The 25,679-nt window shown below is 55.8% G+C and carries 26 protein-coding genes, 1 pseudogene and 1 riboswitch; of the genes and pseudogenes, 16 read left to right on the plus strand and 11 right to left on the minus strand.

Annotation, left to right across the window (positions count from 1 at the left end; all coding sequences use genetic code 11):
• Positions 1 to 18: 18 nt before the first annotated feature.
• From PU624_RS00535 to PU624_RS00545, 3 genes are all read right to left on the minus strand, one after another.
• The gene (locus tag PU624_RS00535) at positions 19 to 594 is read right to left on the minus strand and encodes a cytochrome b (protein ID WP_283544936.1); all 576 of its coding nucleotides are present in this window, start codon (positions 592 to 594) and stop codon (positions 19 to 21) included.
• Positions 594 to 1,637, minus strand: coding sequence for a catalase family peroxidase (locus PU624_RS00540; protein WP_283544937.1), 1,044 nt, complete (start codon positions 1,635 to 1,637; stop codon positions 594 to 596). Before PU624_RS00540 ends, PU624_RS00535 begins: the two co-directional genes overlap by 1 nt.
• 240 nt (positions 1,638 to 1,877) lie before the next feature.
• Positions 1,878 to 2,708, minus strand: coding sequence for an SDR family oxidoreductase (locus tag PU624_RS00545; protein ID WP_283545170.1), 831 nt, complete (start codon positions 2,706 to 2,708; stop codon positions 1,878 to 1,880).
• 100 nt (positions 2,709 to 2,808) lie between these two features.
• On the opposite strand from PU624_RS00545, the pseudogene PU624_RS00550 reads away from it, so the two are divergent.
• Positions 2,809 to 3,705: pseudogene (locus PU624_RS00550) on the plus strand (LysR family transcriptional regulator).
• Positions 3,706 to 3,931: 226 nt separating this feature from the next.
• Here PU624_RS00550 and PU624_RS00555 read toward each other — a convergent pair.
• On the minus strand, positions 3,932 to 4,951 hold the full coding sequence (locus tag PU624_RS00555; protein WP_283544938.1) for an alpha/beta hydrolase: 1,020 nt from the start codon (positions 4,949 to 4,951) through the stop codon (positions 3,932 to 3,934).
• Between the two features lie 324 nt (positions 4,952 to 5,275).
• Here PU624_RS00555 and PU624_RS00560 point away from each other — a divergent pair, with 324 nt between their 5' ends.
• Both PU624_RS00560 and map read left to right on the plus strand, forming a co-directional pair.
• Positions 5,276 to 5,521, plus strand: a complete 246-nt coding sequence (locus tag PU624_RS00560) for a ParD-like family protein (RefSeq protein WP_283544939.1) — start codon at positions 5,276 to 5,278, stop codon at positions 5,519 to 5,521.
• Positions 5,518 to 6,303 (plus strand): type I methionyl aminopeptidase, encoded by a 786-nt coding sequence (gene map, locus PU624_RS00565; RefSeq protein ID WP_283544940.1) that lies wholly within the window; start codon positions 5,518 to 5,520, stop codon positions 6,301 to 6,303. The genes PU624_RS00560 and map overlap by 4 nt, the downstream gene beginning before the upstream one ends.
• 27 nt (positions 6,304 to 6,330) lie before the next feature.
• Here the strand turns inward: map and PU624_RS00570 are convergent, their stop codons facing one another.
• On the minus strand, positions 6,331 to 7,434 hold the full coding sequence (locus tag PU624_RS00570; RefSeq protein ID WP_283544941.1) for a diguanylate cyclase: 1,104 nt from the start codon (positions 7,432 to 7,434) through the stop codon (positions 6,331 to 6,333).
• Positions 7,435 to 7,616: 182 nt separating this feature from the next.
• Positions 7,617 to 7,925 (minus strand): hypothetical protein, encoded by a 309-nt coding sequence (locus tag PU624_RS00575; RefSeq protein WP_283544942.1) that lies wholly within the window; start codon positions 7,923 to 7,925, stop codon positions 7,617 to 7,619.
• 231 nt (positions 7,926 to 8,156) lie between these two features.
• On the opposite strand from PU624_RS00575, the gene PU624_RS00580 reads away from it, so the two are divergent.
• The 3 genes from PU624_RS00580 (at position 8,157) to PU624_RS00590 (ending at position 9,406) form a co-directional block, all read left to right on the plus strand.
• Positions 8,157 to 8,381 carry a hypothetical protein gene (locus tag PU624_RS00580; RefSeq protein ID WP_283544943.1) on the plus strand — a complete coding sequence of 75 codons (225 nt, stop codon included), beginning with the start codon at positions 8,157 to 8,159 and terminating at the stop codon, positions 8,379 to 8,381.
• Between the two features lie 89 nt (positions 8,382 to 8,470).
• On the plus strand, positions 8,471 to 8,626 hold the full coding sequence (locus PU624_RS00585) for a hypothetical protein (protein WP_283544944.1): 156 nt from the start codon (positions 8,471 to 8,473) through the stop codon (positions 8,624 to 8,626).
• 93 nt (positions 8,627 to 8,719) lie between these two features.
• Complete coding sequence (locus PU624_RS00590) at positions 8,720 to 9,406, plus strand: RipA family octameric membrane protein (RefSeq protein WP_283544945.1); 687 nt, start codon at positions 8,720 to 8,722, stop codon at positions 9,404 to 9,406.
• A gap of 217 nt (positions 9,407 to 9,623) precedes the next feature.
• Here PU624_RS00590 and PU624_RS00595 read toward each other — a convergent pair whose 3' ends face one another.
• On the minus strand, positions 9,624 to 10,673 hold the full coding sequence (locus tag PU624_RS00595; RefSeq protein ID WP_283544946.1) for an NAD(P)-dependent alcohol dehydrogenase: 1,050 nt from the start codon (positions 10,671 to 10,673) through the stop codon (positions 9,624 to 9,626).
• Between the two features lie 111 nt (positions 10,674 to 10,784).
• Between PU624_RS00595 and PU624_RS00600 the strand changes: the two genes are divergently transcribed.
• The gene (locus PU624_RS00600; protein WP_283544947.1) at positions 10,785 to 11,177 is read left to right on the plus strand and encodes a winged helix-turn-helix transcriptional regulator; all 393 of its coding nucleotides are present in this window, start codon (positions 10,785 to 10,787) and stop codon (positions 11,175 to 11,177) included.
• A gap of 24 nt (positions 11,178 to 11,201) precedes the next feature.
• Here the strand turns inward: PU624_RS00600 and PU624_RS00605 are convergent, their stop codons facing one another.
• Entirely contained in the window at positions 11,202 to 12,023 is an 822-nt protein-coding gene (locus PU624_RS00605; RefSeq protein ID WP_283545171.1) for a Cof-type HAD-IIB family hydrolase, read from the minus strand.
• Positions 12,024 to 12,277: 254 nt separating this feature from the next.
• Between PU624_RS00605 and PU624_RS00610 the strand changes: the two genes are divergently transcribed.
• Together PU624_RS00610 and PU624_RS00615 are read left to right on the plus strand one after the other, a co-directional pair.
• The gene (locus PU624_RS00610; protein WP_283544948.1) at positions 12,278 to 13,540 is read left to right on the plus strand and encodes a DUF1479 domain-containing protein; all 1,263 of its coding nucleotides are present in this window, start codon (positions 12,278 to 12,280) and stop codon (positions 13,538 to 13,540) included.
• A gap of 82 nt (positions 13,541 to 13,622) precedes the next feature.
• Entirely contained in the window at positions 13,623 to 14,372 is a 750-nt protein-coding gene (locus tag PU624_RS00615) for a DeoR/GlpR family DNA-binding transcription regulator (RefSeq protein ID WP_283544949.1), read from the plus strand.
• Here the strand turns inward: PU624_RS00615 and PU624_RS00620 are convergent.
• Complete coding sequence (locus PU624_RS00620; RefSeq protein ID WP_283544950.1) at positions 14,369 to 15,385, minus strand: LacI family DNA-binding transcriptional regulator; 1,017 nt, start codon at positions 15,383 to 15,385, stop codon at positions 14,369 to 14,371. The two genes, PU624_RS00615 and PU624_RS00620, sit on opposite strands and share 4 nt — an antisense overlap.
• Before the next feature lie 255 nt (positions 15,386 to 15,640).
• Between PU624_RS00620 and ascF the strand changes: the two genes are divergently transcribed.
• From ascF to PU624_RS00650, 6 genes are all read left to right on the plus strand, one after another.
• The gene (gene ascF, locus PU624_RS00625) at positions 15,641 to 17,110 is read left to right on the plus strand and encodes a PTS cellobiose/arbutin/salicin transporter subunit IIBC (protein WP_283544951.1); all 1,470 of its coding nucleotides are present in this window, start codon (positions 15,641 to 15,643) and stop codon (positions 17,108 to 17,110) included.
• A 36-nt stretch (positions 17,111 to 17,146) separates the two neighbouring features.
• Entirely contained in the window at positions 17,147 to 18,577 is a 1,431-nt protein-coding gene (locus PU624_RS00630; RefSeq protein WP_283544952.1) for a 6-phospho-beta-glucosidase, read from the plus strand.
• A 61-nt stretch (positions 18,578 to 18,638) separates the two neighbouring features.
• Positions 18,639 to 18,741, plus strand: a riboswitch (TPP riboswitch).
• 69 nt (positions 18,742 to 18,810) lie between these two features.
• Entirely contained in the window at positions 18,811 to 19,512 is a 702-nt protein-coding gene (locus tag PU624_RS00635; RefSeq protein ID WP_283544953.1) for a TenA family protein, read from the plus strand.
• Entirely contained in the window at positions 19,509 to 20,231 is a 723-nt protein-coding gene (locus PU624_RS00640) for an ABC transporter ATP-binding protein (RefSeq protein WP_283544954.1), read from the plus strand. Before PU624_RS00635 ends, PU624_RS00640 begins: the two co-directional genes overlap by 4 nt.
• Complete coding sequence (locus PU624_RS00645; RefSeq protein WP_283544955.1) at positions 20,228 to 20,983, plus strand: ABC transporter permease; 756 nt, start codon at positions 20,228 to 20,230, stop codon at positions 20,981 to 20,983. Before PU624_RS00640 ends, PU624_RS00645 begins: the two co-directional genes overlap by 4 nt.
• Positions 20,984 to 21,006: 23 nt before the next feature.
• Positions 21,007 to 21,942 (plus strand): ABC transporter substrate-binding protein, encoded by a 936-nt coding sequence (locus PU624_RS00650; RefSeq protein WP_283544956.1) that lies wholly within the window; start codon positions 21,007 to 21,009, stop codon positions 21,940 to 21,942.
• 39 nt (positions 21,943 to 21,981) lie between these two features.
• On the opposite strand, the gene PU624_RS00655 is transcribed toward PU624_RS00650, so the two are convergent.
• Together PU624_RS00655 and PU624_RS00660 are read right to left on the minus strand one after the other, a co-directional pair.
• Positions 21,982 to 23,757 carry a sensor domain-containing phosphodiesterase gene (locus tag PU624_RS00655; protein ID WP_283544957.1) on the minus strand — a complete coding sequence of 592 codons (1,776 nt, stop codon included), beginning with the start codon at positions 23,755 to 23,757 and terminating at the stop codon, positions 21,982 to 21,984.
• A 152-nt stretch (positions 23,758 to 23,909) separates the two neighbouring features.
• Positions 23,910 to 25,136 (minus strand): FAD-dependent oxidoreductase, encoded by a 1,227-nt coding sequence (locus PU624_RS00660; protein WP_283544958.1) that lies wholly within the window; start codon positions 25,134 to 25,136, stop codon positions 23,910 to 23,912.
• 165 nt (positions 25,137 to 25,301) lie between these two features.
• Here PU624_RS00660 and PU624_RS00665 point away from each other — a divergent pair, with 165 nt between their 5' ends.
• Positions 25,302 to 25,610 (plus strand): YicS family protein, encoded by a 309-nt coding sequence (locus tag PU624_RS00665; protein ID WP_283544959.1) that lies wholly within the window; start codon positions 25,302 to 25,304, stop codon positions 25,608 to 25,610.
• Positions 25,611 to 25,679: the final 69 nt, after the last annotated feature.

Consider the following 25,679-nt stretch of genomic DNA (forward strand, 5'->3'; position numbering starts at 1 on the left):
CTGTAAACGGCCCTGAACCTACTGACCGTCAGCCGGGTTGTCAAGCGCACCTGGCGCGGGGCGTTCAGGTGAACCCGCCATACTCCTGAAGACACCATCGCGCAGAATCAACGCGTGGAACAACGCTGCGGCCAGATGCAGCATGACGGTCATGAACAGCGCCAGAGCCACCCAGCTGTGAAGCGGCCGCAAAACCACAAAGGCGTCGTTGCTGACCGGAACAATGGGCGGCAGCACCAGATGACCCAGCGTGACGGGATAGCCGGCCGCCGACAGCATCGCCCAGCCGATGAGCGGCTGAGCCAGCATCATGGCATACAGTGCCCAGTGTGAGAGAAGTGCTGACAACTTCTGCCAGGCAGGCAGCGTGGCCGGCAGTGCTGGCGTAGCGGTGGTGAAGCGCAGCCAGAGCCGCACAATGACCAGCACTAAAATCATCAGACCCAGCGGCTTATGAATGGCCACCAGCAAGCCGTGCAATGACGAAACCGTGGCTACCATCGCGACGCCAATGAACAGCATGGCCATAATCGCCGCCGCCATCAGCCAGTGAATGACGCGCAGTGCCGGGTGAAAAGTGGTGATCTTTTTCATCAGTGAGCCCCTGCCTGTTCATGGGTGCGTGCATTATAAGATTTGGCGTAAGCGGATGAACGGGCATTCAGAAGCGGATCGTCCGATGCGGTAATGCCATCCGGTAATATCAGCGGGTCATAATTAATGTCGTTACAGGCACCCTGCTGCTGTGGCGTCATTTTAGTAATGGTCAGCGTTCCGGCATTGATCTTCTGACGATCGGCAGGCCAGTCAATCGTTGCGTCATTACTTTTGTCACGCGCGCCAGCGACGGTAATAATCAGGTCCCATTTCTGCGGCCCCTGCGCCAGCCGCTGCTGCAGATCGCGTTGCAGGAAATCAGTGTCCTCTTTCTCTTTTTCATCCATCGGCTGATAGTCAGCATGCGGCACCATACTCCAGCGCACCAGGTGTGGGTGACCTTCGGAGTCAATGAAATTAAAGGCGTTAAGGCTGTTAAATCGATCGCGGGTCCAGCTGGAAGCGGGCACATACTGCTTTGCCCAGGCGAAGAAGGGTTTGATCTCCGGATGCTGCCGTACAAAAGCCTGCATCCTGGCGGGGTCAGGTTTACCGGTTTTTGCATCCGGCAGCGTGGCGGTCTGGAGCGCGTAAAAGCCCTGAACACTTTGCACAGGGAAAAACGGCATCGCATTCATGCCGGTGCGCCACTGCTCACCATTTTTCTGATAAAACGCCAGCGCCATACTGCGAACCGGTACCGCATAATCAGGTGCATTTGGATTGCCGCCTGCGATAGCGAAACGGCCCACCGCCGGCGTAACGCCAGGGGCGAACAGCGCCGCGCGTGACAGGCTACTGGCAGTACCGTTGGCAGAAAAATCGCCCAGGATACAGACGCCTTTAGCATGATTACGGCGATAACCCGGATGGTGACCGCCAGATTTTTCTAACGCCGTCACCAGTTTGTCCGACGTCAGCCGACTGGTCTCCAGCCACCCACCTGCCCACAGGATCAGGACGGTCAGCAGCAATGGGACCCCTGCAATAAGCGCCAGTCGCAGGATTGTCTGACGTGCAGTAAGAGAAGGTTTATTCATCAATACACTCACCCTTGCAGAAGCTGAAGTCAACGTGCATCCCGTCACCCTTTGCGTGTGATAACCGGATGACATTCGGGATAGATTTAGCGCTCTCAATGAATCTACTAGTAGGTAGGCCGATGTGTCAAAGAATGATTCTGCTTTTTTTAACCTGCTGTGCGCTTTAACAGATGTCCGCCTCTCATCTGAAGCGGATACTCCCGTTACTCTGTGGCCGCTAACACCACACTACTCCATTTATTCCTCCTGTCTGTCTGCTCCGTATGCCACAGATTTCATCGCCCGCAGTGCGTCCAGTCGCGTGTTCAGCGCCGTTTCGATATGGTCATAGGCCGTGCTGCCCAGCGGCAATCGCAGGGGCATACTGTCAGCATCAGCCGCCGCGATCATCGCCGACACGCATTTTTGCGCATCACCTTTAATCTCAAAGTCCCCACTCATCAGTGCGGCCCGCATTTTTCCTGCAGCGGTTTCGCGGTAAACGGGTAAGGCATCCGCAATATCCAGGCCCGCACCAAACTGGGTCGCCGTTGGCCCTGGCTCCACCAGCAAAAAGTCGATGCCAAAATCCGCAACTTCCTGTCTGACCGCTTCGACAAACCCTTCGATTCCCCATTTCGTGGCGTGATACAGACTGAAATCGGGATAGGCAATCTGGCCACCTTCTGAAGAGACCTGCACAATGCGACCGCCGCCCTGCTCCCGCAAAAACGGGATGACTGCGCGAATCAGCTGAATTGATCCGGTGAGATTAGTGGCAATCTGGCGTTCAATTTGTGCATCGCTCAACTCTTCCGCTGCGCCAAACAGGCCATATGCTGCGTTACTCACCACAACATCAATCCGCCCCGCGCGGGCAAATGCCGAGTCGATGGCAGGTTTGATCCTCGCCGTCTCGCTGATATCCAGCACGATAAGCTGCAGATTGTCGCCATATTGCGCGCGCATATCATCCAGTGCGTGTTTACGCCGGACACTGGCGACGACCCGATCGCCACGCGCCAGCAGACTTTCACACATCAGGCGACCCAGGCCACTGGATGCACCGGTAATAAGCCAGGTTTTCATCATTTTTCTCTCTGTTTAGTGAACCGGCGTTCATCATAAAACAGATGATTGATGGCATAATCTCCCCAAACCGGCATGAGATGGTGGGAAATTTTAAACAATGAAACGCCCGTCCTGGAATGAACTTCTGGCGGTGAAAATGGTTGCGGACCAGCGCAGTTTTCGCCGCGCGGCGGATGTGCTCGGCCTTAAACGTTCAACGCTCAGCCACACGATTAAAGGTCTTGAGACGGCGCTTGGCGTGCGGCTTTTCCATCGGACAACACGCAGCGTGGCGCTGACGGAAACGGGGTAAATGCTGATTGCCCGCATGACGCCGCTGCTGACTCATATGGACGAGTTGCTGAATGATGTCACCGCGAGTAATCACCAACCCTATGGAACGCTGCGTATCAGCGCCAGTGATGCCGCTATCAGCCTTCTGCTGGAAAAAATTCTGCCGACATTTATCCGGCACTATCCCGGCATTGAAATTGATTTAGTCGCGCAGGGTCAGCTGGTGGATATTGTTGAACAGGGATTTGATGCAGGCATAAGGCTGTCTGAAGATGTGCCCAAAGATATGGTGGCCATCGCTCTGAGCGGGCCGTTGCGCTTTGTGACGGTGGCATCGCCTGATTACGTGGCTTCACACCCCGCCATACGGCATCCACAGGATCTCATGCAGCACATCTGCATACGCCATCGTCTGCCGGGCGGTAAACGGTATCACTGGGAATATGAGCAAAATGAGCAGCAGTTTGCGCTGGATGTGCCCGGCAGCCTGACGCTCGATAGTGGTGCGTTGATGGCAGAAGCAGCCATGTCCGGTTCAGGCGTGGCCTATGTGCCGGAGTGCTATGCGCAGTCCGGTCTGGCGGCCCGGCGGCTGGTGACGTTGCTGGAGGAGTGGACAATCGCTTCGCAGGGTATTGCGCTCTATTTTTCGCAACACCGTCATATGCCCGTCGCGTTACGGTTGTTTGTTGACACGATCAAGGCGACTACGCGCGACTGAGCAAATCCAGTTACCCGATAAACAGCAGCAGGAGATGATCGGGATCACCGCGCGCGCTGAACCTCTCGCTTTATGCCCGACTGTCTTCCGCTGAAATATAAGGAGGATGAGGCAGGACGGCGCTTACGGCAAAAATCAGCCGATCCTGCCTGGCTGATTTTGTTCACATCATTTCGGCCTGAAACAGGAGCAGAACTCTCCATTTATCAGGCAGGTCGGGCGGTGTTTACTGAAGATGTTTCTTCAGCTCTTCAGACGCCTGGCCGATGGCCGTGCGCACCGCAGGCTCGTGACTCAGGGCATTCAGCAGACCAAAGTCGTGAATCATGCCGTTATAGCGGGTGACGGTGACCGGCACACCGGCGGTGTCCAGTTTACGGCCAAATGCTTCACCCTCATCGCGCAGGACATCAAGCTCGGCAGTCTGAATCAGCGTTGGCGGTAACCCGGCCAGCTCGGCTTGGGTTGCACGCAGCGGAGACGCCAGAATGTTATTACGATCATTTTCTGAGGTCGTGTAGTTATCCCAGAACCACTTCATCATGTTTCGGGTCAGGAAATGACCACTGGCGAATTGCTGATAAGAAGCATCATCAAAGCGGGCATCGGTGACCGGCCACAGCATGACGTCGTAGCGAATCGCCGGAGTTTTGTGTTGTCTGGCCTGCAGCGCGACAGCGGCAACCATATTCCCGCCCACGCTGTTCCCCACCAGTGCCAGGCGTTTACCATCCACGCCAATATCAGCGCCGTGTTCGGCCACCCATTTTGTTGCCTCATAAGCCTGATGAATGGCGACCGGATAACGGGCTTCCGGTGAAGGTGCGTAGTTTACAAATACCGCCGCTGCGCCGGATTCATTAACCAGATCGCGCACCAGACGTTCATGAGTAGGAAAGTCACCGAGCACCCAGCCACCGCCATGGAAAAACATAAATACCGGCAATACGCCTGAGGCATTGGCAGGTTTGACTATCGTCAACGTGAGCGGTTTACCCAGAGCCGTAATGACTTTTTCAGAGACCTGGGCAGGCGGCAATACGGCCCCCTTCTGCGCGCCGGTCAGCACCGCGCGGGCTTCTGCCGGGGATAAGGTTTCCATCGGCTTTCCGCCGCTACCGTTCAGCGCGTTAAGAAACGACGCCACGCCAGCGGTGGGCGCTGGTGCGTTTTCGGCAGGGCTGGCCCATGCTGACGTCATCTGGCTGGCTAACAGTAAAGCACCCGCGGTGAGTTTCACATTCATGATCGATTTCCTTGTGTTTGCTATTAGGTAGCGCGCTATTTAGTTTGGCTAAGATGCCTGTTTAAAGTCGAGTTGTAAACTATTAAATAGCGAACTATTTAATATATCGTCATGGATTCTTTTGGAGCCCGCTCACGGACTGCCTCTACGCAGGGCTTAACCGGCCAATGATTTAAAGGATCTTCGAATCTGTAGTGAGGCATTTGCGCGTGTATCAGGGCCGTCTGCGTGGTGAAAATGCGGGCAGGCAGGTTTTTCCTCTTGCAAAACTTCCCGCTGGCGTTAACCTATATACAAAACGCATACGTTTCATATAAGGCTCACATGGGTATCGTAAAAATTTCCGACCTGATGCATGAGAATCTGCGCATCGCCAGTCAGGCGATGAGCCGCTCCATCAACGCACAGGCAGAACACTGGCTGAAACTTGGCATGCTGGCTGAACTCTATCCACAGCAAACCCAACACCAACTGGCGCAGATGCTGATCCGGCTCGAACTGGAAGGCAGCGCTGATATTCGCACTATGCTCCCTAAAGAGAGCCTCACTACACAAGGAGACGTGTCATGAACACCGTTAAAATTCATACCGCAGCGGAGATTGAAAAGGCGCGGGCAGCCGGACAGGCTGCGGCTCAGGTGCTGGCGATGATCACACCGCACGTCCGTCCCGGCATTACAACTGAAGAGCTGGATGATATCTGCCATGACTTCATTGTGAATGAGCTCAAGGTGACGCCCGCCAACATCGGCTATCACGGCTATACCCGCACCACCTGCACCTCGGTCAATCACGTGGTGTGCCACGGGATTCCGGCCAGCAAAAAACTCAAGGATGGCGATATCGTTAATATCGATGTCGCGATCATCAAAGATGGCTGGTACGGCGATACCAGCCGGATGTATTTTGTCGGCACGCCGTCGGTACGCGCCAAACGTCTGGTTGAGATTACCTACCAGTCGATGGTTGCAGGGATCAAAACCGTCCGTCCTGGCGCGACACTGGGCGACGTGGGCGCGGCTATTCAGCGCGTAGCGGAAGGCGCGGGTTTCTCGGTGGTTCGTGAATATTGCGGTCACGGCGTCGGTGAGATTTACCACACCGATCCTCAGGTACTGCACTACGGTACGCCGGGCGAAGGGATGCCGCTGAAGGCGGGGATGATTTTCACCATCGAACCGATGATTAATGCCGGTAAAGCGGGAACCAGCGTCCTGTCAGATGGCTGGACGGTCGTCACCAAAGATCGCTCGCTCTCGGCGCAATGGGAACATACCGTCGCCGTCACCGAAAATGGTTTTGATCTGCTGACGCCGTGGCCTGATGGCACTGGCGACTACCCGGCGATTTAACCCCTTAGCCTGAGATACGGTCTCAGGCTACATTCTCTGCCTGCTCCTGACTTCACTCAGCGTTTCCAGCGTACCGGCATGCCACACCTGAACGTCGTTACGTCCGGCGCGTTTGACCTGATAAAGCGCCTCATCGGCGCATCTCAGCCACTCATGAATCGATGCTGCATCACTTGCCGGTGCAATCCCGATACTGACCGAGCACTGGAAAGTGGATGACGCTGGCAGCCGCAGCAGGGCAATCCCCTGTTTGATCTGCTCTGCCAGCAGCAGAATGCTGGTTTCATCCGCATCCCGCACAATCACACACAACTCGTCACCGCCAAAACGCGCGGGGATATCTTTCAGGCCGACGCTGTCACGCAGCAGTGCGGAGATCTCTGCCAGCAAAAAGTCGCCCGCTTCATGCCCGAACGTGTCGTTAACCTGTTTGAAGTGATCGACATCCAGCAGCATCAGCCAGGCTTTACCCTCGCCTCGCTGCGTCCGCAAAAACTCACTTTCAAGCCGCCGCTCAAAGAGACGACGATTGGGGATTTTCAGACCGGGATCCATCAGCGCAATGCGTTCCAGCTCGCGATTTTTATTGCGCAGACTCAGGGTCAGATTGTGGGAAACGATACTTAATGCCAGCAGATAGACGCTGGCAAGCGGCAGGGTGAGCCACACAGTGCGGGTACTGAAAGTCAGCAATACGGGCGCCCTTTCCGCTAACCAGAACAGCATAAAGGCCAGCAAAAAGGCCTGCAGCGCAGACTTCAGCTGAACCCAGCCACCCGCTGAGTAACGGTCGGAGATCAGCACCGCCATAATAATGATCGAGGGAAGTGGACTGAGCGCCATCGAGGCAACCCAGAAGCCGCCAAAAGCGGCATCCAGCGTCAGATTCTTGCGTTCAAAACCGGTGGGGTCACGCGATCGCAATGCCAGTCTGTAGGCTGCATAGGGCCAGGCAAAGGCATTAGTAAATAACAGCGCGCAGAGCGCCGGGCTTTTGCCCATCTCCATCAGAACCGACAGAATCGGCAGAAAACAGAGAAAGGTACCGAGCTGGCGCATCATAAACATGCGGCGCACAAATCGCTTCGATCGGCGCTTCAGTTGAACATCATCGGGAGTGTAATAATTCATAGGCACACTGAAGCAGCCACGGGTTAGGGCAGTTTATCGGCAAATGATGAAACAGGGTGAATTATTTGCAGAATATTCTTATTGCGTAACTAATGTTTTCTTTGGCTATTGAAGCAGAAATGGCTCAGCCAATGATAGCTGAGTGAGAGGGGTTGCGCGCAATGACAGCGCGCATCTGGAGATTATCTGCGGCCTTTGACAATCGATGCCGACCAGTTGAAATCACTCACTTCACTGGCGGTCAGTGAAGAAGGCTTCTTTTTACGCAGCGGTTTTTTCTTCGCCTTCTCTGCCAGCGCTCTTTCCTTCTCCATTTTACTGGTCATAACGATCTGACGCGCTTCACTATTAAATTCTTTCTCTTTCTTACTGTCGGGCGCTTTACCGGTTCGCTGACGGTACTTCTCTGCCAGACCCTTGTAGGTTTGCTCGACGGCCAGTCGTTCATCAGCGTTGAACTGATCAATGGAAATCATCTTTTTATCGTTCATAGCGGCGTGTCCTGTGGCGAGTTATCCGCGCAAGTGTACCGCATTTGCGGTCCGTTAATGCACCGAATGGCATTAATCAGTTGGCCTGATGAATCTGCCCGCCCCGGACGGCCGGTAAATCCTCTGAAACTCACGCTTAAGCCCTGCTAAAAACAGGGTTATCTCTTAATATAAAACTAATGTTCATCAGGTTTACTGGCAGTGACCACGTACTGCCGAGGAGCTGAAGGAATGATAAAAGAGACCGATCGCCTGTCACAGGCATTATTACGGCGGCATGGGATTGGCGTTAAACAGAAACGTATACACTTTCGCGGCAGAGACCTGCTGTTTCAGCTGCACAACGCCCGCTATGATGTTTTCAACGGTGATCGCTGCATCGCGACCGTGGATACCAATAATATCAATGAAGCCATTAAGCAGTTTAAAGCGCTGGACAATCCTGCGGAGAAATAACCATGCCAGACTATTGCGTGTTTAAGAAGGCTCATGAATTCAGGGCCGTGAACGTTGCGCGGCAGTGCCAGCAGGACGCGTTAACGTCCATGAGCTTTGAGAAGGTCTGGGACGTGGTGCACGCCGATAACGCGGATGCTGCCCTGCTGCGCTATCAGCAGCTGCGTCGCGATGAAGAGACTGCCGCACAGTCGTTTGCAACGGATTCAGTGGTAAGCAATCTGTTAAGTCTCCTGTCCCGGTAAGCCAGTGTCGTGCAGCCGGTTCAACGCCAAAGTTACTGTTAATTCATCCCGCGCTGATTAGAATAAAGAAAATTCCCCGAACACAGGTTTCTGATGAAAATCACCATTCACAAAGAAGATGAGTTGTTTATGCACAACTTCTTTGCTGCGCCATGCCACACCATTGAAACAGATTCACCCCAGGCTCAACAGATTCAGCAATCGCTGCAGCTGGCTATTCAGCAAAAAGGATTAGAGGCCGATGGCGACTGGAAACGCAGCCTGACCTTTCTGCTGCTGTTTCTCTTTCTGTATGCGGCGCTGGGTGCCTCACTGACGCTTGATCTCAGCACCGCTGGCACGACCCACAAAAGTATTGCCTATGCGCTGGAAGCGATTCCGGTGCTCATCGCCTTCTCCGGCTTCTTCATCTCCATTCTCTATCTGTTCCTGACCCGCGCCAGCGCGCGGAAACAGCGTAACTGGGAAAAGAGCATTCTGGTGCTGGAGAAGTACTCTATCGGCAACCTGTTTAAAGCGACGCACACCCAGGGCGGCGGCACCAGTAATTACTCTTTACCGAACCTTTCCATCTCGCTCGCGCTGTTTATCTGCGTAACCTGGCTGGTGATTTACAACTATCTGACGTTTACCACCAGCGGCGTGTTTGGCAGTGTGATTTCACTGTTCATCAGCACCATGGTGTATGTGATCCTGGATATTCAGCTGCTTAAGCCTTTTATCCATGTGGCTGAGCAGGATGAAAAAGAAAAGAGCGACGCGGATAAAGAGCAGGATTAACGGCCTTCTGAACGGCAATAGAGATACCCGGTCATCGTGCCGGGTATTTTTTTGCCCGGCTTTCGCTGGCAGACAAAACGAGTGTCGGTGTTGATGCAGGCACGCCGTTAAGCGATCAACTAACAGTATGTTGTAACTATGAAGGACCTGTTGACCTCTTCGTGTGCGGCCTGCTGGCAGTATGAAACTGGCCCGCCTTTACAGCGGGCCTCAGGACTTACCAGCGGGTTTTCTGCATATCGATGACAAAACGATATTTCACATCACTGGTCAGCATACGTTCAAAGGCCGTTTCCACCTCTTCACCGGTGATCATCTCTACGTCAGCCGTGATGTTGTGCTGACCACAGAAGTCGAGCATCTGCTGCGTCTCCACAATGCTGCCAATCGAGGTGCCGGTGATACTCAGGCGGCGAAACACCATCGGGGTGACATTCGGTGACGGATGCGGCTGATCGGGGATCCCCACCAGCACCAGCTGACCGTTGGTTTTCAGTGCGTTCAGATAAGGATCGAGGTCGTGCGGCGCGGCAACACAGTCCAGGATGATATCCAGCGATGCCTGACAGGCTGCCATTTGTGCTGCGTCTCGCGAGATCACCACGTTTTTGGCACCAAGGCGGCGCGCATCCGCCCCTTTCGCCGGAGAGGTGGTAAAGAGGGTGACGTCAGCGCCCAGTGCGCTGGCCAGCTTTACCGCCATATGACCCAGTCCGCCAAGCCCGATCACCCCGACACGATCGCCCGCTTTGACGTTGAAGTGCTGCAACGGTGACCAGACGGTCACGCCCGCGCACAGCAGCGGTGCCACCGCGTTTAGCGCCAGATTGTCGGGCACCGTAACCACAAAATGCTGGTCAGCGATAACGTGCTGCGCATAGCCGCCAGACGTTGTTTTACCGGTATATTTATCGGTGCCGTTGTAGGTCGGCGTGAAGCCTGCTTCACAATATTGCTCTTCCTGCTGCTTGCAGAAGTGGCATTCACGGCAGGAATCGACCATGACGCCCACCCCCACCGTATCACCGATGGACAATTTCGTGACGTTGTCACCCGTAGCGACGACACGCCCGACAATCTCATGACCCGGCACCAGCGGATAGCGGCTGACGCCCCACTCATTGCGCGCCATATGAAGATCAGAATGGCAGACGCCACAATACAGGATTTCGATTTTGACATCGTCAGCCTGCAGATCACGTAACTCAATCTGACCGGCCTTCAGCGGTTGATCTGCCCTTGTGGCTACCAGCGCATTAATTTTCATCTGTTGCCTCTTTTCACCTGATGGTCTTAAAGAAAGCGGCCCACTATAGACACATGGATTCCTGTTTGGTAGTAGTTACCTTTTGGTTACCATTAAACAGGAAGAGAGAGTATGCCGGTCTGGGTAGAAGGAAAACTGTGCTTTTATGCGGACTCACCGCCGCGCCGCCTGCTGGAACTTTTTTCGGTCAAGTGGAGCACGATGGTGCTGCATGCGCTTTATCACTGGCCGGAAAATCGCGCACGCACGGGGGAACTGGAGCGCAGTCTGCAGGGCATTTCAAAGAAGATGCTGATTCAGACGCTGCGCGAGCTGGAGCAGCGCGGACTGGTGTCGCGTCAGGTGTGGCAGGTAGTGCCGCCAAAAGTGGAATACACCCTTACGGCGCTGGGGCATACCTTTGCAGAGCCGATTGAGCAGATGTATCAGTGGGGTCTGGAGAATCAGGCTGCGCTGGACGAGATGGAAAATCACGCGCGCAGCCATCATGAAAGAGACGGTTGATCCCGCCAGTGACGCATAGCGGGTTTAATCGAACGGGAATTCGCGCGCCAGTACGCGTGCAATCACATTCAGCGCACCTTCGTCATTGTTGCTCTGAGTCTGATAGCGCGCCACGGCGGCGACAGCGTCAGCCGCATTGGCCATGGAGAAGCTGAAGCAGGCCTGACGCAGCATCTCGATGTCATTCGCACTGTCGCCAATCGCCAGCACTTCGCAGTCGCTGATGCCCCACTTCTCCTGCAGCAGTGCAATGCCATGCGCTTTATGGCAGCCGGGAATAATCAGATCGATAAAGCCGAAGCCACTGGAAACCGGATGCATGATGTTTTCCAGCTCGCCCAGACGGGCATGCAGCCGTTGCAGTAGCGCATCCACCCCTTCATGCTCCAGCTTCAGCGAGAATTTGAAGATGGTGTCATCGATGGCATAGAGGTCATCGCGCTTTTCCAGCCGGTGATAGTGGTTGGCCAGTTGCTCCATCATCTCGTCAGAGGCAGATGTGTGCATATAGGCGCCATTGCGTCCACAGACCACCACCGCGATGTCGGGTTCATGCGCCAGGATGTCGAGAATCTTATGCACCTTCGCCTGCGCTAACTCTCCGCAGAAGATCTCTTCGTTGCAGTCAGAAACCCAGGCACCGTTTTCTGCCACGAAAGCGATCTCATCTTTGATATCGGGAAAATAGCGCTGCAGCTGGTAGTACTGATTACCGCTGGCCACCACAAAACGGATGCCCTTCTGCTTCAGCAGCGCATACTGACGTGAAAACCGCTGGACGTTGTACTGCTTGTTGTCGTCCAGAAAGGTGCCGTCCATATCCACCGCAATCATCTTAACCGCCATCTCGCCTGCCCCTATACGTTCGCCGTTCTGTCCTTTCGGCTGATTGATTTGATTCATAAAGCTTACTCGCTGTGTGGATTAATGAGAATGCAAATAGTGACGTTGCTAATGAATTTCAGAGCGTTCCGGTGCCTGAGTTGTGTTATCACGCACGGTTTTAAGCGTTAAAAGAATGTTAACCTCAGCCACATATTACGAATGAAGGTTATTTTAATTACATTCGTAACTCAACCCCGAACCCTGAGGAACATGAGATGCGTGATGAATCCCGATCTACCCCCTTACCTGACGACGTCAAAGCCGCTATCCGCACGATGAAAAGCCAGTTACGCCAGCAAATCGGTGATGTCGAGGCCCTGTTCCGGCAGGTGTGCGACAACATCACTGCTGCGATTGCTGAAGCAAAAGCGGACGAAGACAGAACCGGCAGCGCCTGGCCAGTGGTCCCGATGCAGGACATTGCAGAAGGAAAGGTTTCGGATGAAACACGGGCATGGATTAAGCGTCGGGGCTGCATGGTAATTAAGCAGCACTTCGCGCGCGATCAGGCGCTGGCCTGGGATAAGTCGATGCTCGACTATCTGGATCACAACCGGTTTGACGAACAGTATCGCGGTCCCGGTGATGACTTTTTTGGCACGCTCGCTGCCTCCCGCCCGGAGATCTATCCGATTTACTGGTCGCAGGCACAAATGCAGGCGCGGCAGAGCGCGGCCATGGCTGACGCGCAATCCTTTCTGAACCGGTTGTGGACGTTTGAATCACAGGGTAAGCAGTGGTTCGATCCGGATATCAGCGTGATCTATCCCGATCGCATCCGTCGCCGTTTGCTAGGCACGACCTCAAAGGGATTGGGTGCCCATACCGATTCCGGCGCGCTGGAACGCTGGTTACTGCCGGCTTATCAGCAGGTCTTCGGTAAGCTGTTTCACGGCGATTTTGCCGCTTACGATCCCTGGGATGCGGCTCACCGGACTGAAGTGGATGAGTATGATCTGCCTGGCACGACTAAATGTTCCGTGTTCCGGACGTTCCAGGGCTGGACCGCGCTCTCCGATATGATCCCCGGTCAGGGGCTGTTGCATGTGGTGCCGGTGCCGCAGGCGATGGCTTACGTGTTACTGCGGCCGCTGCTGTCGGATGTGCCGGAAGATGAACTCTGCGGCGTCGCGCCGGGGCGGGTGTTGCCCATTAATGAACAGTGGCATCCGCACCTGATAGCCGGGCTCTGTTCGATACCGGCCTTAGAGGCGGGTGATTCGGTGTGGTGGCATTGTGATGTGATCCACGCGGTGGCGCCGGTGGAAGATCAGCAGGGCTGGGGCAACGTGATGTATATCCCCGCGGCGCCGATGTGTGACAAAAACCGCGCCTATGCCCGGCGGGTTGCACAGGCCCTGGAACAGGGTCGTTCGCCTGGCGATTTCCCGCCGGAAGATTATGAAGCGACGTGGGAGCAGCGGTTTAAGCCGGAAGATCTCAATCTGAATGGCCGGCGCTCACTGGATTTAGCCTGAGCCGGACCCCGCGTCGCACCCCGGCGCGGGGTAATCCTGATACACTGCTGTCTGGCTGCTTTTTTACGATGAAAACTCACTTATGAACCCGCGACATCATCAGATTATTCAACTGGTTAATAGCCGTGGCAGCGTAACGGTCAGTGACCTGGCGCAGCTCACCGGCGTTTCCGAAGTGACGGTGCGGCAGGATCTGACGCTGCTGGAGCGTGACCGGCTGCTGCGCCGGGTTCACGGCTCAGCGCTGGCACTGGACAGCGATAACGTCGGCACCCGCATGAATACCCGTTATCCCCTCAAGCAGGCGCTGGCGCAGCATGCGGCCAGTCTGGTGCAGCCGGGGGAATCGATATTTATCGAGGGCGGCAGTACCAATGCGCTGCTGGCCCGTGCGCTGGCTGACCGGGCCGATCTTACGCTGATTACCGTCAGCCACTATATTGCCCAGCTTCTTCGGGAAGCCGCCTGTGAAGTGATTGTGCTCGGGGGATTGCTGCAGAAAAGCAGTGAGTCGGTGGTCGGCCCACTGACCCGTTACTCCCTCCAGCAGGTACATTTTCACCGGGCGTTTGTTGGCGTGGATGGCTGGCATCCGGAGACCGGGTTCACTGGCCGCAATATGCTGCGCTGTGATGTGGTGGATGCGGTGCTGGCGAAAGGCGCTGCAAGCTACGCCCTGACTGATGCCTCTAAATTTGGGCAGATTCATCCCTATCCGCTCTCATCCGGTTATCAGGTCGGTCATGTCATTACCGATGAGACGCTGGATGCGGCAACAGTCGGACAGCTCAGTGAACAGTCGATTGAGGTGATGCAGATCGCGGCGGGTTAATCGGCCACGGGCCCTTTGGTGACGGAATCGCGCAGCATCAGGCTGGCCGTGAAAGGCGCCTGGGTGTGCCAGTCACCGCCGTCCAGCATGGTCAGCAGGCGGTTAATCGTCTCATCAATCATCTCCGTGACCGGCAGTTTCATGCTGGATAACGACGGCGTGATATAGGGCGCCAGCGGAATATCATCGAAGCCAATCACCGAGACCTGACCGGGCACCGCCATGTTGCACTCGGTCAGCCGCTTAATGGCACCAATCGCCATCTCATCATTACTCGCCACCAGCGCAGTAAAGGGAACGTTGCGTTTCAGCAGCTGGTCCACGGCCGCCATGCCGCTCTGCGCCGTCCATTTCCCGGCCACAATACGGCGGTCATCGGCTGCAATACCTTTAGCAGCCAGCGCGGCGCGATAGCCGGAAAGGCGCTCGACGCCGGTCGGGGAATCCAGTGAGCCGGTGATAAAGGCGATATCGCGATGTCCCTGACTCAGCAGATGGCTGACCGCCGTGGCGCTACTGGCGTGCTGATCGCTGTAAATACAGTAGCTGTGGTTGACGCGCAGCCGACGGTTGATCACCAGAATCGGCTGTTTGTGGCGGGAGATAATCGCATCCAGCGCGTCAATGCTCAGAAAGCGCGGGTAGATAATGATACCGTCACAGCGCAGGTCGAGCAGAAACTGAATCGCCGCCTCTTCCTGCTCAGCGGTGTGTTTGCCGTCCGCCAGAATCAGCTGGCGGCCCTGCTGCTCCATCATGCGCGCGGAATGTGCCATTAATTCAGTGAAGTAGCTGCCGCTGTAGAGCGTGTTGGTGATCACCAGTCCGATGGTCTGAGAGGTTTTCGTCGCCAGGTTGCGCGCCAGCAGATTGGGTCGGTATCCGGTTTCCGCAATCGCCTTTAACACCCTTTCACGTTTTTCCTGCCCGACATAGCCATTGCCAGAGAGCACACGTGACACTGTCGCTTTCGAGACGCCCGCCCTGTCTGCCACTTCCTGAATCGTTGCCATGGTGATGCTCCTTTGCTGCGTCGTCCTGCAGTCTACCTAAGCCTCTCAATGTTGGAAATATTTACCCGGCCTGCGCACGAAGTTAACGGCGCCAGTCGGGTGACGCACCTCACAAAAAAGAAATCTGCCTGATTTCACCTCTTGTCGGCGCGATTAAAGCCCTTCATGATTTTGTGAAACCGGTTTCCTATTTGCCTGCTTGCAGGCGCAAAAACATAAAACCCTGACCGATTTACCCTACAGAGAAGAACGATCATGCCCATGAACTATGCCGAGGTGTCACGCGCCATTGTCGATGCGCTGGGCGGCCTCACCAATATCGAAGCCGTCACTCACTGCATGACCCGTCTGCGGTTTGTGGTGAAAGATGAAACGCAGATCGACATGCCCCGCCTCAAAGCGATTAAAGGCGTTATGGGTGTGGTACACAACGACACTCAGTGCCAGGTGATCATCGGGAACAACGTGTCGCAGGCCTATCAGGCCGTGCTAGCGCTGGGATCGCCCGGCGGCGCTGCACCGACCGTGCCGGTAAAACGCAAAATTACCCTGCGAGGCATCGGCGCAGGCATCCTGGATGCGCTGGTAGGCACCATGTCGCCGCTGATCCCGGCCATTATTGGCGGGTCGATGGTTAAGCTGCTGGCGATGATCCTGGATATGGCGGGCGTCTTCGAAAAAGGCTCGTCAACGCTGGTGATCCTCAACGTGATTGGCGACGGCGCATTCTTCTTCCTGCCGATCATGGTGGCGGCCTCTGCGGCGCTGAAATTCAAAACCAATATGTCGCTGGCAATCGCCATTGCCGGTGTGCTGGTCCATCCCAATTTTGTTGATCTGATGGCAAAAGCGGCACAGGGTCAGCACGTTGAATTCGCCTTTATCCCGGTGACAGCGGTGAAATATACCTACACGGTGATCCCGGCGCTGGTGATGACCTGGATCCTGTCGCACATTGAGCGCGGCGTGGATCGCATTACCCCGGCCGTGACCAAAAACTTCCTGAAACCGATGCTGATCGTGCTGATTGCTGCGCCCATCGCGATTGTGCTGATTGGCCCGATTGGCATCTGGATCGGCAGCGGCATATCCGCGCTGGTCTACACCGTCCATGGCTATCTTGGCTGGCTGTCGGTTGCGATTATGGGTGCCATCTGGCCGCTGCTGGTGATGACCGGGATGCATCGGGTATTTACGCCGACCATCATCCAGACCATCGCCGAGACCGGCAAAGAAGGCATGGTGATGCCGTCTGAAATTGGGGCCAACCTGTCGCTGGGCGGATCGTCCCTGGCGGTGGCGTTCCGGACTAAAAATCGCGAACTGCGCCAGACCGCACTGGCGGCGGCGGCCTCGGCCATCATTGCCGGCATTTCTGAACCGGCGCTATATGGCGTCGCGGTGCGCCTTAAACGCCCGCTGATCGCCTGTCTGATCAGCGGCTTTATCTGCGGCGCGGTCGCGGGCATTGGCGGGCTGGCCAGCCACTCAATGGCCTCACCGGGTCTGTTCACCAGCGTACAGTTCTTCGACCCGGCTAATCCCATGAGTATCGTCTGGGTCGGTGCGGTCATGGTGTTGTCGGTGGTGCTGTCATTTGTGCTGACGCTGCTGTTAGGGTTTGAAGATATTCCTGAAACTGAAACTGAAACGAAATCCGAAGCCGGAACCGCCGCGCAACCTGTGCCGGTTACCGAACGCACTAACGCGATTAATAGTCACTAAAGGAAAGGGTCACGCTGACCCGGAAAAGAGGATTGCATGTCTTATTCAAGGTTCCCGCAAGGATTTTTATGGGGCGGCGCACTGGCCGCCAACCAGAGTGAAGGCGGCTTTCGTGAAGGCGGAAAGGGCTTAACCACCGTCGATATGATCCCGCATGGCCCGCATCGTATGCCGGTCAAACTGGGTCTGGAAAAGCGTTTTACCCTGCGTGACGACGAATTTTATCCCAGCCATGATGCCATCGATTTCTATCACCGCTATCGGGAGGATATCGCGCTGATGGCGGAGATGGGGTTCAGCGTGTTCCGCACTTCGATCGCCTGGAGCCGTCTCTATCCCAATGGGGATGAACTGACGCCTAATCCGGAAGGCATCGCCTTTTACCGCGCGGTCTTCGAGGAGTGCCGGAAATATCATATCGAACCGCTGGTCACGCTCTGCCACTTTGATGTGCCGATGCATCTGGTCACGGAATATGGTTCGTGGCGTAACCGCAAGATGGTGAACTTTTTTGCCCGTTATGCCCGCACTTGTTTCGAAGCGTTTGATGGGCTGGTGAAGTACTGGCTGACGTTTAACGAGATCAATATCCTGCTGCACAGCCCGTTTTCCGGCGCCGGTCTGGTATTCGAACCGGGTGAGAATAAGGAGCAGGTAAAATACCAGGCAGCACATCATGAACTGGTTGCCAGCGCACTGGTCACGCGGATCGCGCATGAGGTCAATCCGGCTAACCAGGTCGGCTGCATGCTGGCCGGTGGCAACTTCTATCCGTGGTCGAGTAAACCGGAAGATGTCTGGGCGGCGCTGGAGAAAGATCGCGAAAACCTGTTCTTTATCGATGTGCAGGCGCGCGGCGCTTATCCGGCCTATGCCGCGCGGGTGTTCCGTGAAAAAGGCGTGACGCTTGAGATCGAAGCCGGTGATGCCGACATTCTGAAAAACAGCGTCGATTTCGTCTCGTTCAGTTACTACGCTTCACGCTGCGCCTCGGCGGAGATGAATGAGCAGAACAGCAGTGCCGCCAACGTGGTGAAATCCCTGCCTAATCCTCACGTGCCGCGCAGCGAGTGGGGCTGGGGCATCGATCCGCTCGGCTTACGCATTACCATGAACATGATGTATGACCGCTACCAGAAACCGCTATTCCTGGTCGAAAATGGCCTGGGTGCGCGCGATGAAATCGACGCGAATGGCGAGATTAATGATGATTACCGCATCAGCTATCTGCGTGAACACATCCGCGCCATGGGCGATGCCATCGAAGATGGTGTGCCGGTGATGGGTTACACCAGCTGGGGCTGCATCGATCTGGTTGCCGCCTCAACCGGTGAAATGAGCAAGCGCTACGGTTTCGTTTACGTTGACCGTGACGATTTGGGCAACGGCACGCTGGCGCGCACGCGCAAGAAATCGTTCTGGTGGTATAAGAAAGTGATTGCCAGTAACGGGGCCGATCTTGAGTGACAATGTCACTTAATATCGCGCACGCGTGCCGTTGTACTCCGGCACTAATTATCGTATAACGAATGTCTCCGAGGGGTGTCCTGTAATGGGCTGAGATGGCGAAAGCCGAACCCTTTGAACCTGATCTGGGTCATGCCAGCGAAGGGACGGGTCGGCAGATTTTTCTGCATTATCTCCTGCACTATCCCCTGTTCCAGACCGTATGCCCGGATCTCCCTGTTACTGGAGATCCCATGTCACATCCGCTTTTCGAAACCGGCTTTTATGGTCGTCTGCGCCAGCAGGCGGGCAGTCACTGGCACGCTTATGTCGCGCACGATTTTGTGCAGCAGCTCGGTCAGGGCACGCTGCCACCCGCCGCATTCCGCCACTATCTCACCCAGGATTATCTCTTCCTGCTGCACTTTGCCCGTGCCTGGGGTCTGCTGATCAGCAAACTCTCAGAGCCAGCCGCGTTGCGCAGCGCGACGGCATCGCTCAACGCCATCGTCAGCGAACTGCCGCTGCATCTGGCTTACTGCCAGCAATGGGGCATCAGCGAGGCGTCAATGGCGAGCGAACCCGAGGCCATGGAAACGATCAACTATACCCGCTACGTGCTGGACGTGGGTCACACCGGGGACGCGCTGGAACTGATGACTGCGCTGATGCCCTGTGTTGCTGGTTACGCTGAAATTGGCCTGACGCTGCTGGACGATCCTGCGACACGCTTTGAGGGAAATCCGTACGCTCCATGGATAGAGAACTATGGGGATGAATCTTACCTGGCGGGCGTCGGTTCCTCACTCCTGCTGTTTGAAGCCCTGGCTCAGCAGCGCGCGGGTGAACAACGTTTTAACCCGCTGACTGAGATTTTCACCACCGCAACCCGGCTGGAAGCGGCGTTCTGGCAGATGGGTCTCAATAGTGCTGCCCCTCTTCAGGTCAGTCCATGAACCCGCCGGGGATTTCAGTTCGCCAGCTCTGCCTGACGCTGGGTCAGCAGCAGCTGTTCAGCCAGCTTGATCTGGAGATCGCGGGCGGCGCTTTTACCGCTTTGCTGGGTGCCAGCGGCGTGGGTAAAAGCAGCCTGATGCGGGTCATTGCGGGTCTGACACCCCCGACCTCCGGACAGATTAGCGGCAGCGATGGCCTGCCGCTGACCGGGCGCATCGCCTGGATGGGGCAACAGGATTTGCTCTATCCCTGGCTCACGGTGGAACAGAATGTCTGCCTCGCGAGTCGCCTGAACGGGAAGAAAGCCGATCGCGACTGGGCGCAGCATCTGCTGGAACGGGTAGGTCTGAGTCACTGTGCCCGCGCGCGGCCCGCGACACTCTCCGGCGGGATGCGTCAGCGTGCGGCGCTGGCTCGCACCCTATACACCCGTCAGCCGATTGTGCTGATGGATGAGCCGTTCTCCGCGCTGGATGCACTGACGCGGACGCAGATCCAGACGCTGGCCGCGGAAGTGCTGGTCGGTCACACCGTACTGCTGATTACCCATGATGCCGCAGAAGCCTGCCGGCTCAGTCATCATCTGCTGGTGATCGGTTCTGCGGGAATAGAAGCCGCATCCCCACTCCAGGGTCAGCCACCGCGGGCAGCCGATGACATCCATGTTATCCAGAGTCAGGCCGCCCTGCTGAAACAGCTAAGCAGGATAGCCGGATGAGATCACGTTTAGCCGGACTTCACCGGGGAGTCACGCTGTTTGCAGGACTGATTGCGCTGTGGTGGCTCGCCACGCTGACCTCTATTCCGGCGTTTCTGCTGCCCTCGCCCGCTGCGGTCGCCGCCGCGCTGTGGCAGAACGCGGACTATCTGAGCCATCACACGCTGATTACCCTGATTGAGATCCTCAGCGGCATGGCGCTCGGCGTGCTGCTGGGTAGTGTGCTGGCGCTGGGCATGACGTTTTCGCCGTGGTTACAGCGCTGGATGATGCCGCTGGTGATTACCAGCCAGGCGATTCCGGTGTTTGCCCTGGCCCCCCTGCTGGTGCTGTGGTTTGGCTTTGGTATGAGCGCCAAAGTCGCGATGGCCGTGCTGGTGATCTTCTTCCCGGTAACCTCCACCTTTTTTGATGGCCTGCGTCGCGTCACGCCCGGCTATCTCGATCTGGCCCGCACTATGGGCGCTTCACCCACCGCACAACTGCGTCATGTCCGACTGTTAGCGGCGCTGCCCGCGCTGGGTTCGGGCCTGCGGATGGCGGCGGCCGTCGCGCCAATCGGCGCGATCATCGGTGAATGGGTCGGCTCAGCCGAAGGGCTGGGCTTCGTGATGCTGAATGCTAACGCGCGGATGCAGAGCGACATGTGTTTTGCCGCGCTCTTCATTCTGGTGCTGATGACGCTGGCGCTGTGGCTGTCTGTCGATCTCCTGCTGCGCCGCCTGATTACCTGGGCACCTGAGACAATTTAATCACCTGAAAAATGAGAAAAACCATGACTAAACTGCCCCTCTTTACCCTGCTGTTCAGCGCCTCCTTAGCCAGCCAGGCTCAGGCGATGGAAAAACTGACGCTGGTGCTCGACTGGTATATCAATCCCGATCACGCGCCGATTATGGTGGCTCAGCAGACCGGCGCGTTTGCAGCCGAAGGGCTGGACGTGAACATTGTGCCGCCTTCCGATCCGGCGCTGCCGCCGCGGCTGGTGGCAGCAAAGCAGGCGGACCTGGCGATTACCTATCAGCCGCAGCTGCATTTCTTCGCCGATCAGGGCCTGCCGCTGATGCGGGTAGGCACGCTGATTAACACACCGCTGAATACGTTGATGACGTTAGACAAAACGGTAAAAAAACCGGCAGATTTAAAAGGTAAACGTATCGGCTATTCGGTCAGCGGCATTGAACAGGCAACGCTGGCGACCATGCTGGCCCATGACGGTGTCAAAGCCGATCAGGTGAAGCTGGTTAACGTCAATTTTCAGCTCACCAGCGCCCTGATGACCGGCCAGGTGAATGCGGTGATCGGCGGCTATCGCAATATCGAAGCCCTGGAGCTGAAACTCGCGGGCAAAGCGCCGGTGGTGCTCAACGTTGAGGATTACGGTGTTCCGGCCTATGACGAGCTGATTATTGTCGCCAATCGTGATGAGGCACACTCGGAGAAAATTCAGAAGTTTTTGCGGGCACTGAAGAAGGGAAATGCCGAATTGCAGGCGCATCCTGAGGAGAGCTGGCTGGCCTTTGCCCGCGCGCATCCGGAGCTGAACACGCCGCTAAACCATCAGGCATGGCGTGCCACGCTGCCCCTGTTTGCCGCCGATCCGGCAAAACTGGATCGCGCACGCTATCAGGCCTATGAGCAATTTCTGTTTGATAACAAACTGATTAAAAGCATCACTCCGGTTGAGCGCTACGCCATCGGCAGTCAGTGATCAATGCGCCCGCAGCGATCGCTGCGGGCTGGTTACGGATTACTGATGTGACTTCTGATACAGCCAGTGTTCAATGTCGCTGGCGGGCAGCGGTTTTGAGAAGAAGTAGCCCTGAATCTGATCGCAACCGTAGGTTTTCAGTAATCCCAGGGTCGCTTCTGTTTCGACGCCCTCGGCCAGCACGGTGTAATTCAGCTCTTTCAGCATCTGAATAATGCATCTGACGATGATTTTTGATGCCTCATCTTCACCCATACGTGAGATCAGTGAGCGATCAATCTTAATCACGTCCAGCGGGATATCCTGCAGATAGCTGATGTTGCTGTAACCAACGCCGAAATCATCCAGCGAGATCACAAAGCCGTGCGATTTCAGCGCTTCCAGCCCTTTGATCGCCACATCACTTTTGGTGATCAACTCATTCTCCAGACACTCAATGCCCAGGATAGCGTTGGGCAACTGTGCCGCCGCCAGTTTCGCCACCAGCTGTTCGGCAAAATCGGCCCTGGCGAAGTCGCGCTCGCTGACGTTGATGGAGACAGGAATCAGATCGTACTCGCGATTCCAGCTCGCCAGCTGCTCAACGGCATGATCGATAACCCAGCTGGTCAGATCGGAGATCAGGTTAGTTTTACCCGCTAACGGGATAAATTCTGATGGGAAGAGTTCACCCCGCTCAGGATGATTCCAGCGGATCAGCGCCTCCAGCCCGACCGTTTTACCGGTTTTGAGACAGACTTTTGGCTGCCAGGCCAGGTAAAGCTCTTCGTCTTTCTTCAGCGCCTGAGCCAGATCGTTCATGATCATAAAGTCATCGGTGCGACGGGAGTCGTAACTCTCGTCAAACGACATCGCACTGATGTTCTCATCAATGGCCTCATGCAGCGCGCTCACCGCCTGACGCACCGTTTCATTCGCATCCATCTGGTCCGGCACAAACTCTGTTTCACCGGTGAAGACATCCAGGTCGAGCGTGATATTTTCCGCCAGATCGGCCTTCATGCCCTTAAACAGGTCGGGCAGATTATGCGCGTTATAACGACCTGAATAAGGCTGCACGATAGCGAAACGGCCCGGGGCAAAAGCGTAGAGCGTTTCGTTGTCCGGCAGCATGAGCCGATGTGCCACATCCTGCGCCATCTGCTTCAGCAATTTCTCCATCGGCGCAATACCCACCGCGCGTGAAAGCTCATAGGCGCGAATGATGTCGAGGCAGTCGATAAGAATCAGGCGAAAGCGACGGTGAGGCGCGGTAAGGGTCAGCTGCTGAACGTCACGAATCAGTCGTGGCCGATTCGGCAGGTGCGTAATGACGTCGGCAAACCCGGCATTGTTCCACGCATCCAGAAAAGAGGTCACCAGCGTTGCCAGTGAGCGCAGCGTGGCGAGTTTCTCGTCCGTAAAGGGATGTGGCTGCGTGTCGGTCACGCAGAGCGTTCCGAGTGTGGCGCCGTCGAGATTCTGCAGTGAGACACCGGCATAGAATCGAATATGTGGATCGCCATTCACGAACGGGTGGGTGACAAAGCGCTCATCCAGCAACGTGTCAACCACCACCAGATGCCCTTCACCATCGACGACGTGGCGGCACAGAGATTCATCACGGGTCGATTGTTTGAGATCGAAATTCCGTGACGCTTTAATGTATTGATTATGATCGTCAATAATCGAAATGAAGCTGCCTGAAATACCCAGCACCTGGCTGGCGAGATTAACGAATCTCTCCAGCACGTTATCCCGGACTTCATCCGGTGACAAAAGTGCCTTAATTGCGCTCAGACGTTTTACGTCGCTGCCATTTTGCTCGTTATGCACTGAAACCTCTCCTATGCAGGCGCAAAAATCGAAAATAATTTAGCTTAACAATGCTCAATTAGCGCCCAATTATCAGATGAATAGCGGCTCAACCTGACAGTACTTTCACAACGAAACAGTGTCGCACGATATAGGATCGCTGTCGAAATCATTTAACGTTCTTCTTTCACGCGCGCAACCTGCGGCGACTCCGTCCGGAAGCCAAGGCCAATCAGGCGTCCCAGCACAAACCGCAGGAACGGCAGGCGCTGGATAATCGCAGGCACCTTGCTGCTTCCCGTGGGTTTTCTTTTGGCTTTGCCTCGGCTCATTTTGATCTGCAAAAACTGCGTGGCGACCGTGGGGAACTGCCGACGTTTCTGCACTTTCTCCAGATCGCGCAGCTGCAGTTCTCCCCGCTTCAAAGGGTCGCTGAGAAGATTCGCCGTCGCTACCGCATCCTGAATCGCCAGATTGACGCCAACCCCACCAATCGGCGACATAGCATGTGCAGCATCACCAATACAGAGCAGGCCGGGTTTCGCCCACTTATCCAGCCGGTCAATCTTAATCGACAGCAGCTTAAACGCTTCCCAACTGGTGATTTCCGCTACGCGCGTCGCTTCAAATGGCGACAGCGCCGCCACATCTGCTTTGAATGCATCGAGTCCGGCGGCCTGTTTCGCCTCAAACTCCCCTTTCGGAATGGTCAGTCCGCACTGCCAGTAGTCGCCACGATCAATAACAATAAAGTTCTGGCGAGGCCCTTTATGGCCCATGCCCAGATCGGGATCGTGCGGCTGCTTACTCAACCGGAACCAGATGACATCGCGTGCCGCGCCAAACTCCTGACCGGTCAGCCCGGCGGCTTCGCGCACCCGTGAATGACGCCCATCGGCGCCGACCACCAGTTTGCAGCGGATGTGCAGTTGCTGGTTGCCGCGTGAGGCCGTCACACCGCTGACCGTGCCATTTTCATCAGTCAGCGATTCAAATGACGTCAATTGCAACAGAGAGAAGCCCGGATAGCGGGCGCTCTGTTCAGCCATATAGTTCAGGAAATCCCACTGCGGCATAAAGGCGATAAAGCGGCATTTAACCGGCAGACGTGAGAAATCGGCCATCGTAACACTCTGTCCTGCAATCTCCGCCTCCAACTTTTCAGCACGCTGATGCGGCAGAGTGAGGAAGGTTTCCAGCAGTCCGAGCTGATGCATAATTTCCAGCGTCGACGGGTGGATAGTGTCTCCGCGAAAATCGTGAAGAAAATCGGCGTGCTTTTCGATGACGACGACGCGCAGGCCCGCACGGGCAAACAGATAGCCCAGCATCAACCCGGCCGGGCCACCGCCGACAATACAGCAGTCAGCGGTAATAATTTCAGTGGAATGTGGCTGCATGTCAGCTCCCTGTCGCGCCAGTATTGCTATGATTATTGCGTCAACCGTGGCGATGTTGCCGCAGTCGGTCGATGGTGCTGTGCTCAGGCTAATCACTCAATACGAGTAAACTCAACTGAAAACTGCCGAAGACTTACTCCTCTCTTTCGCAGTCAGGAGACCATCATGAATGTGATCCGCAACACGCTGTTTATTCTGCCGCTGTTAAGCCCGCTGGTTGTGGCAGCCGCGCCCTATGACACGCTGAAGTTTGCGCTGCGTCAGCAGCAAATTATCAACGATTTGCGTCAGAAGTGTCAGTTACCGCCAGCCACCCCGGATGAACAATTGCGGCAGATGTTTCTCAACGACAAACAGAACCTGAAACAGAACCAGTCTACGCTGAACGCAGCGGTTCAGGCGTTGAAAAAACAGGATAACCCAGCCTACCGCGAACGCATGGCGCAAGTGGTTTGTCCACCACAAACTGATTAACACTTTTCCTCAGAAGGAATTGATCCTGACGTTTGTTTTCCCCTTATCACTCAGTAAACTGGCACGCTG

This window comes from Pantoea sp. Lij88, from assembly GCF_030062155.1.
Taxonomy (GTDB): domain Bacteria; phylum Pseudomonadota; class Gammaproteobacteria; order Enterobacterales; family Enterobacteriaceae; genus Pantoea.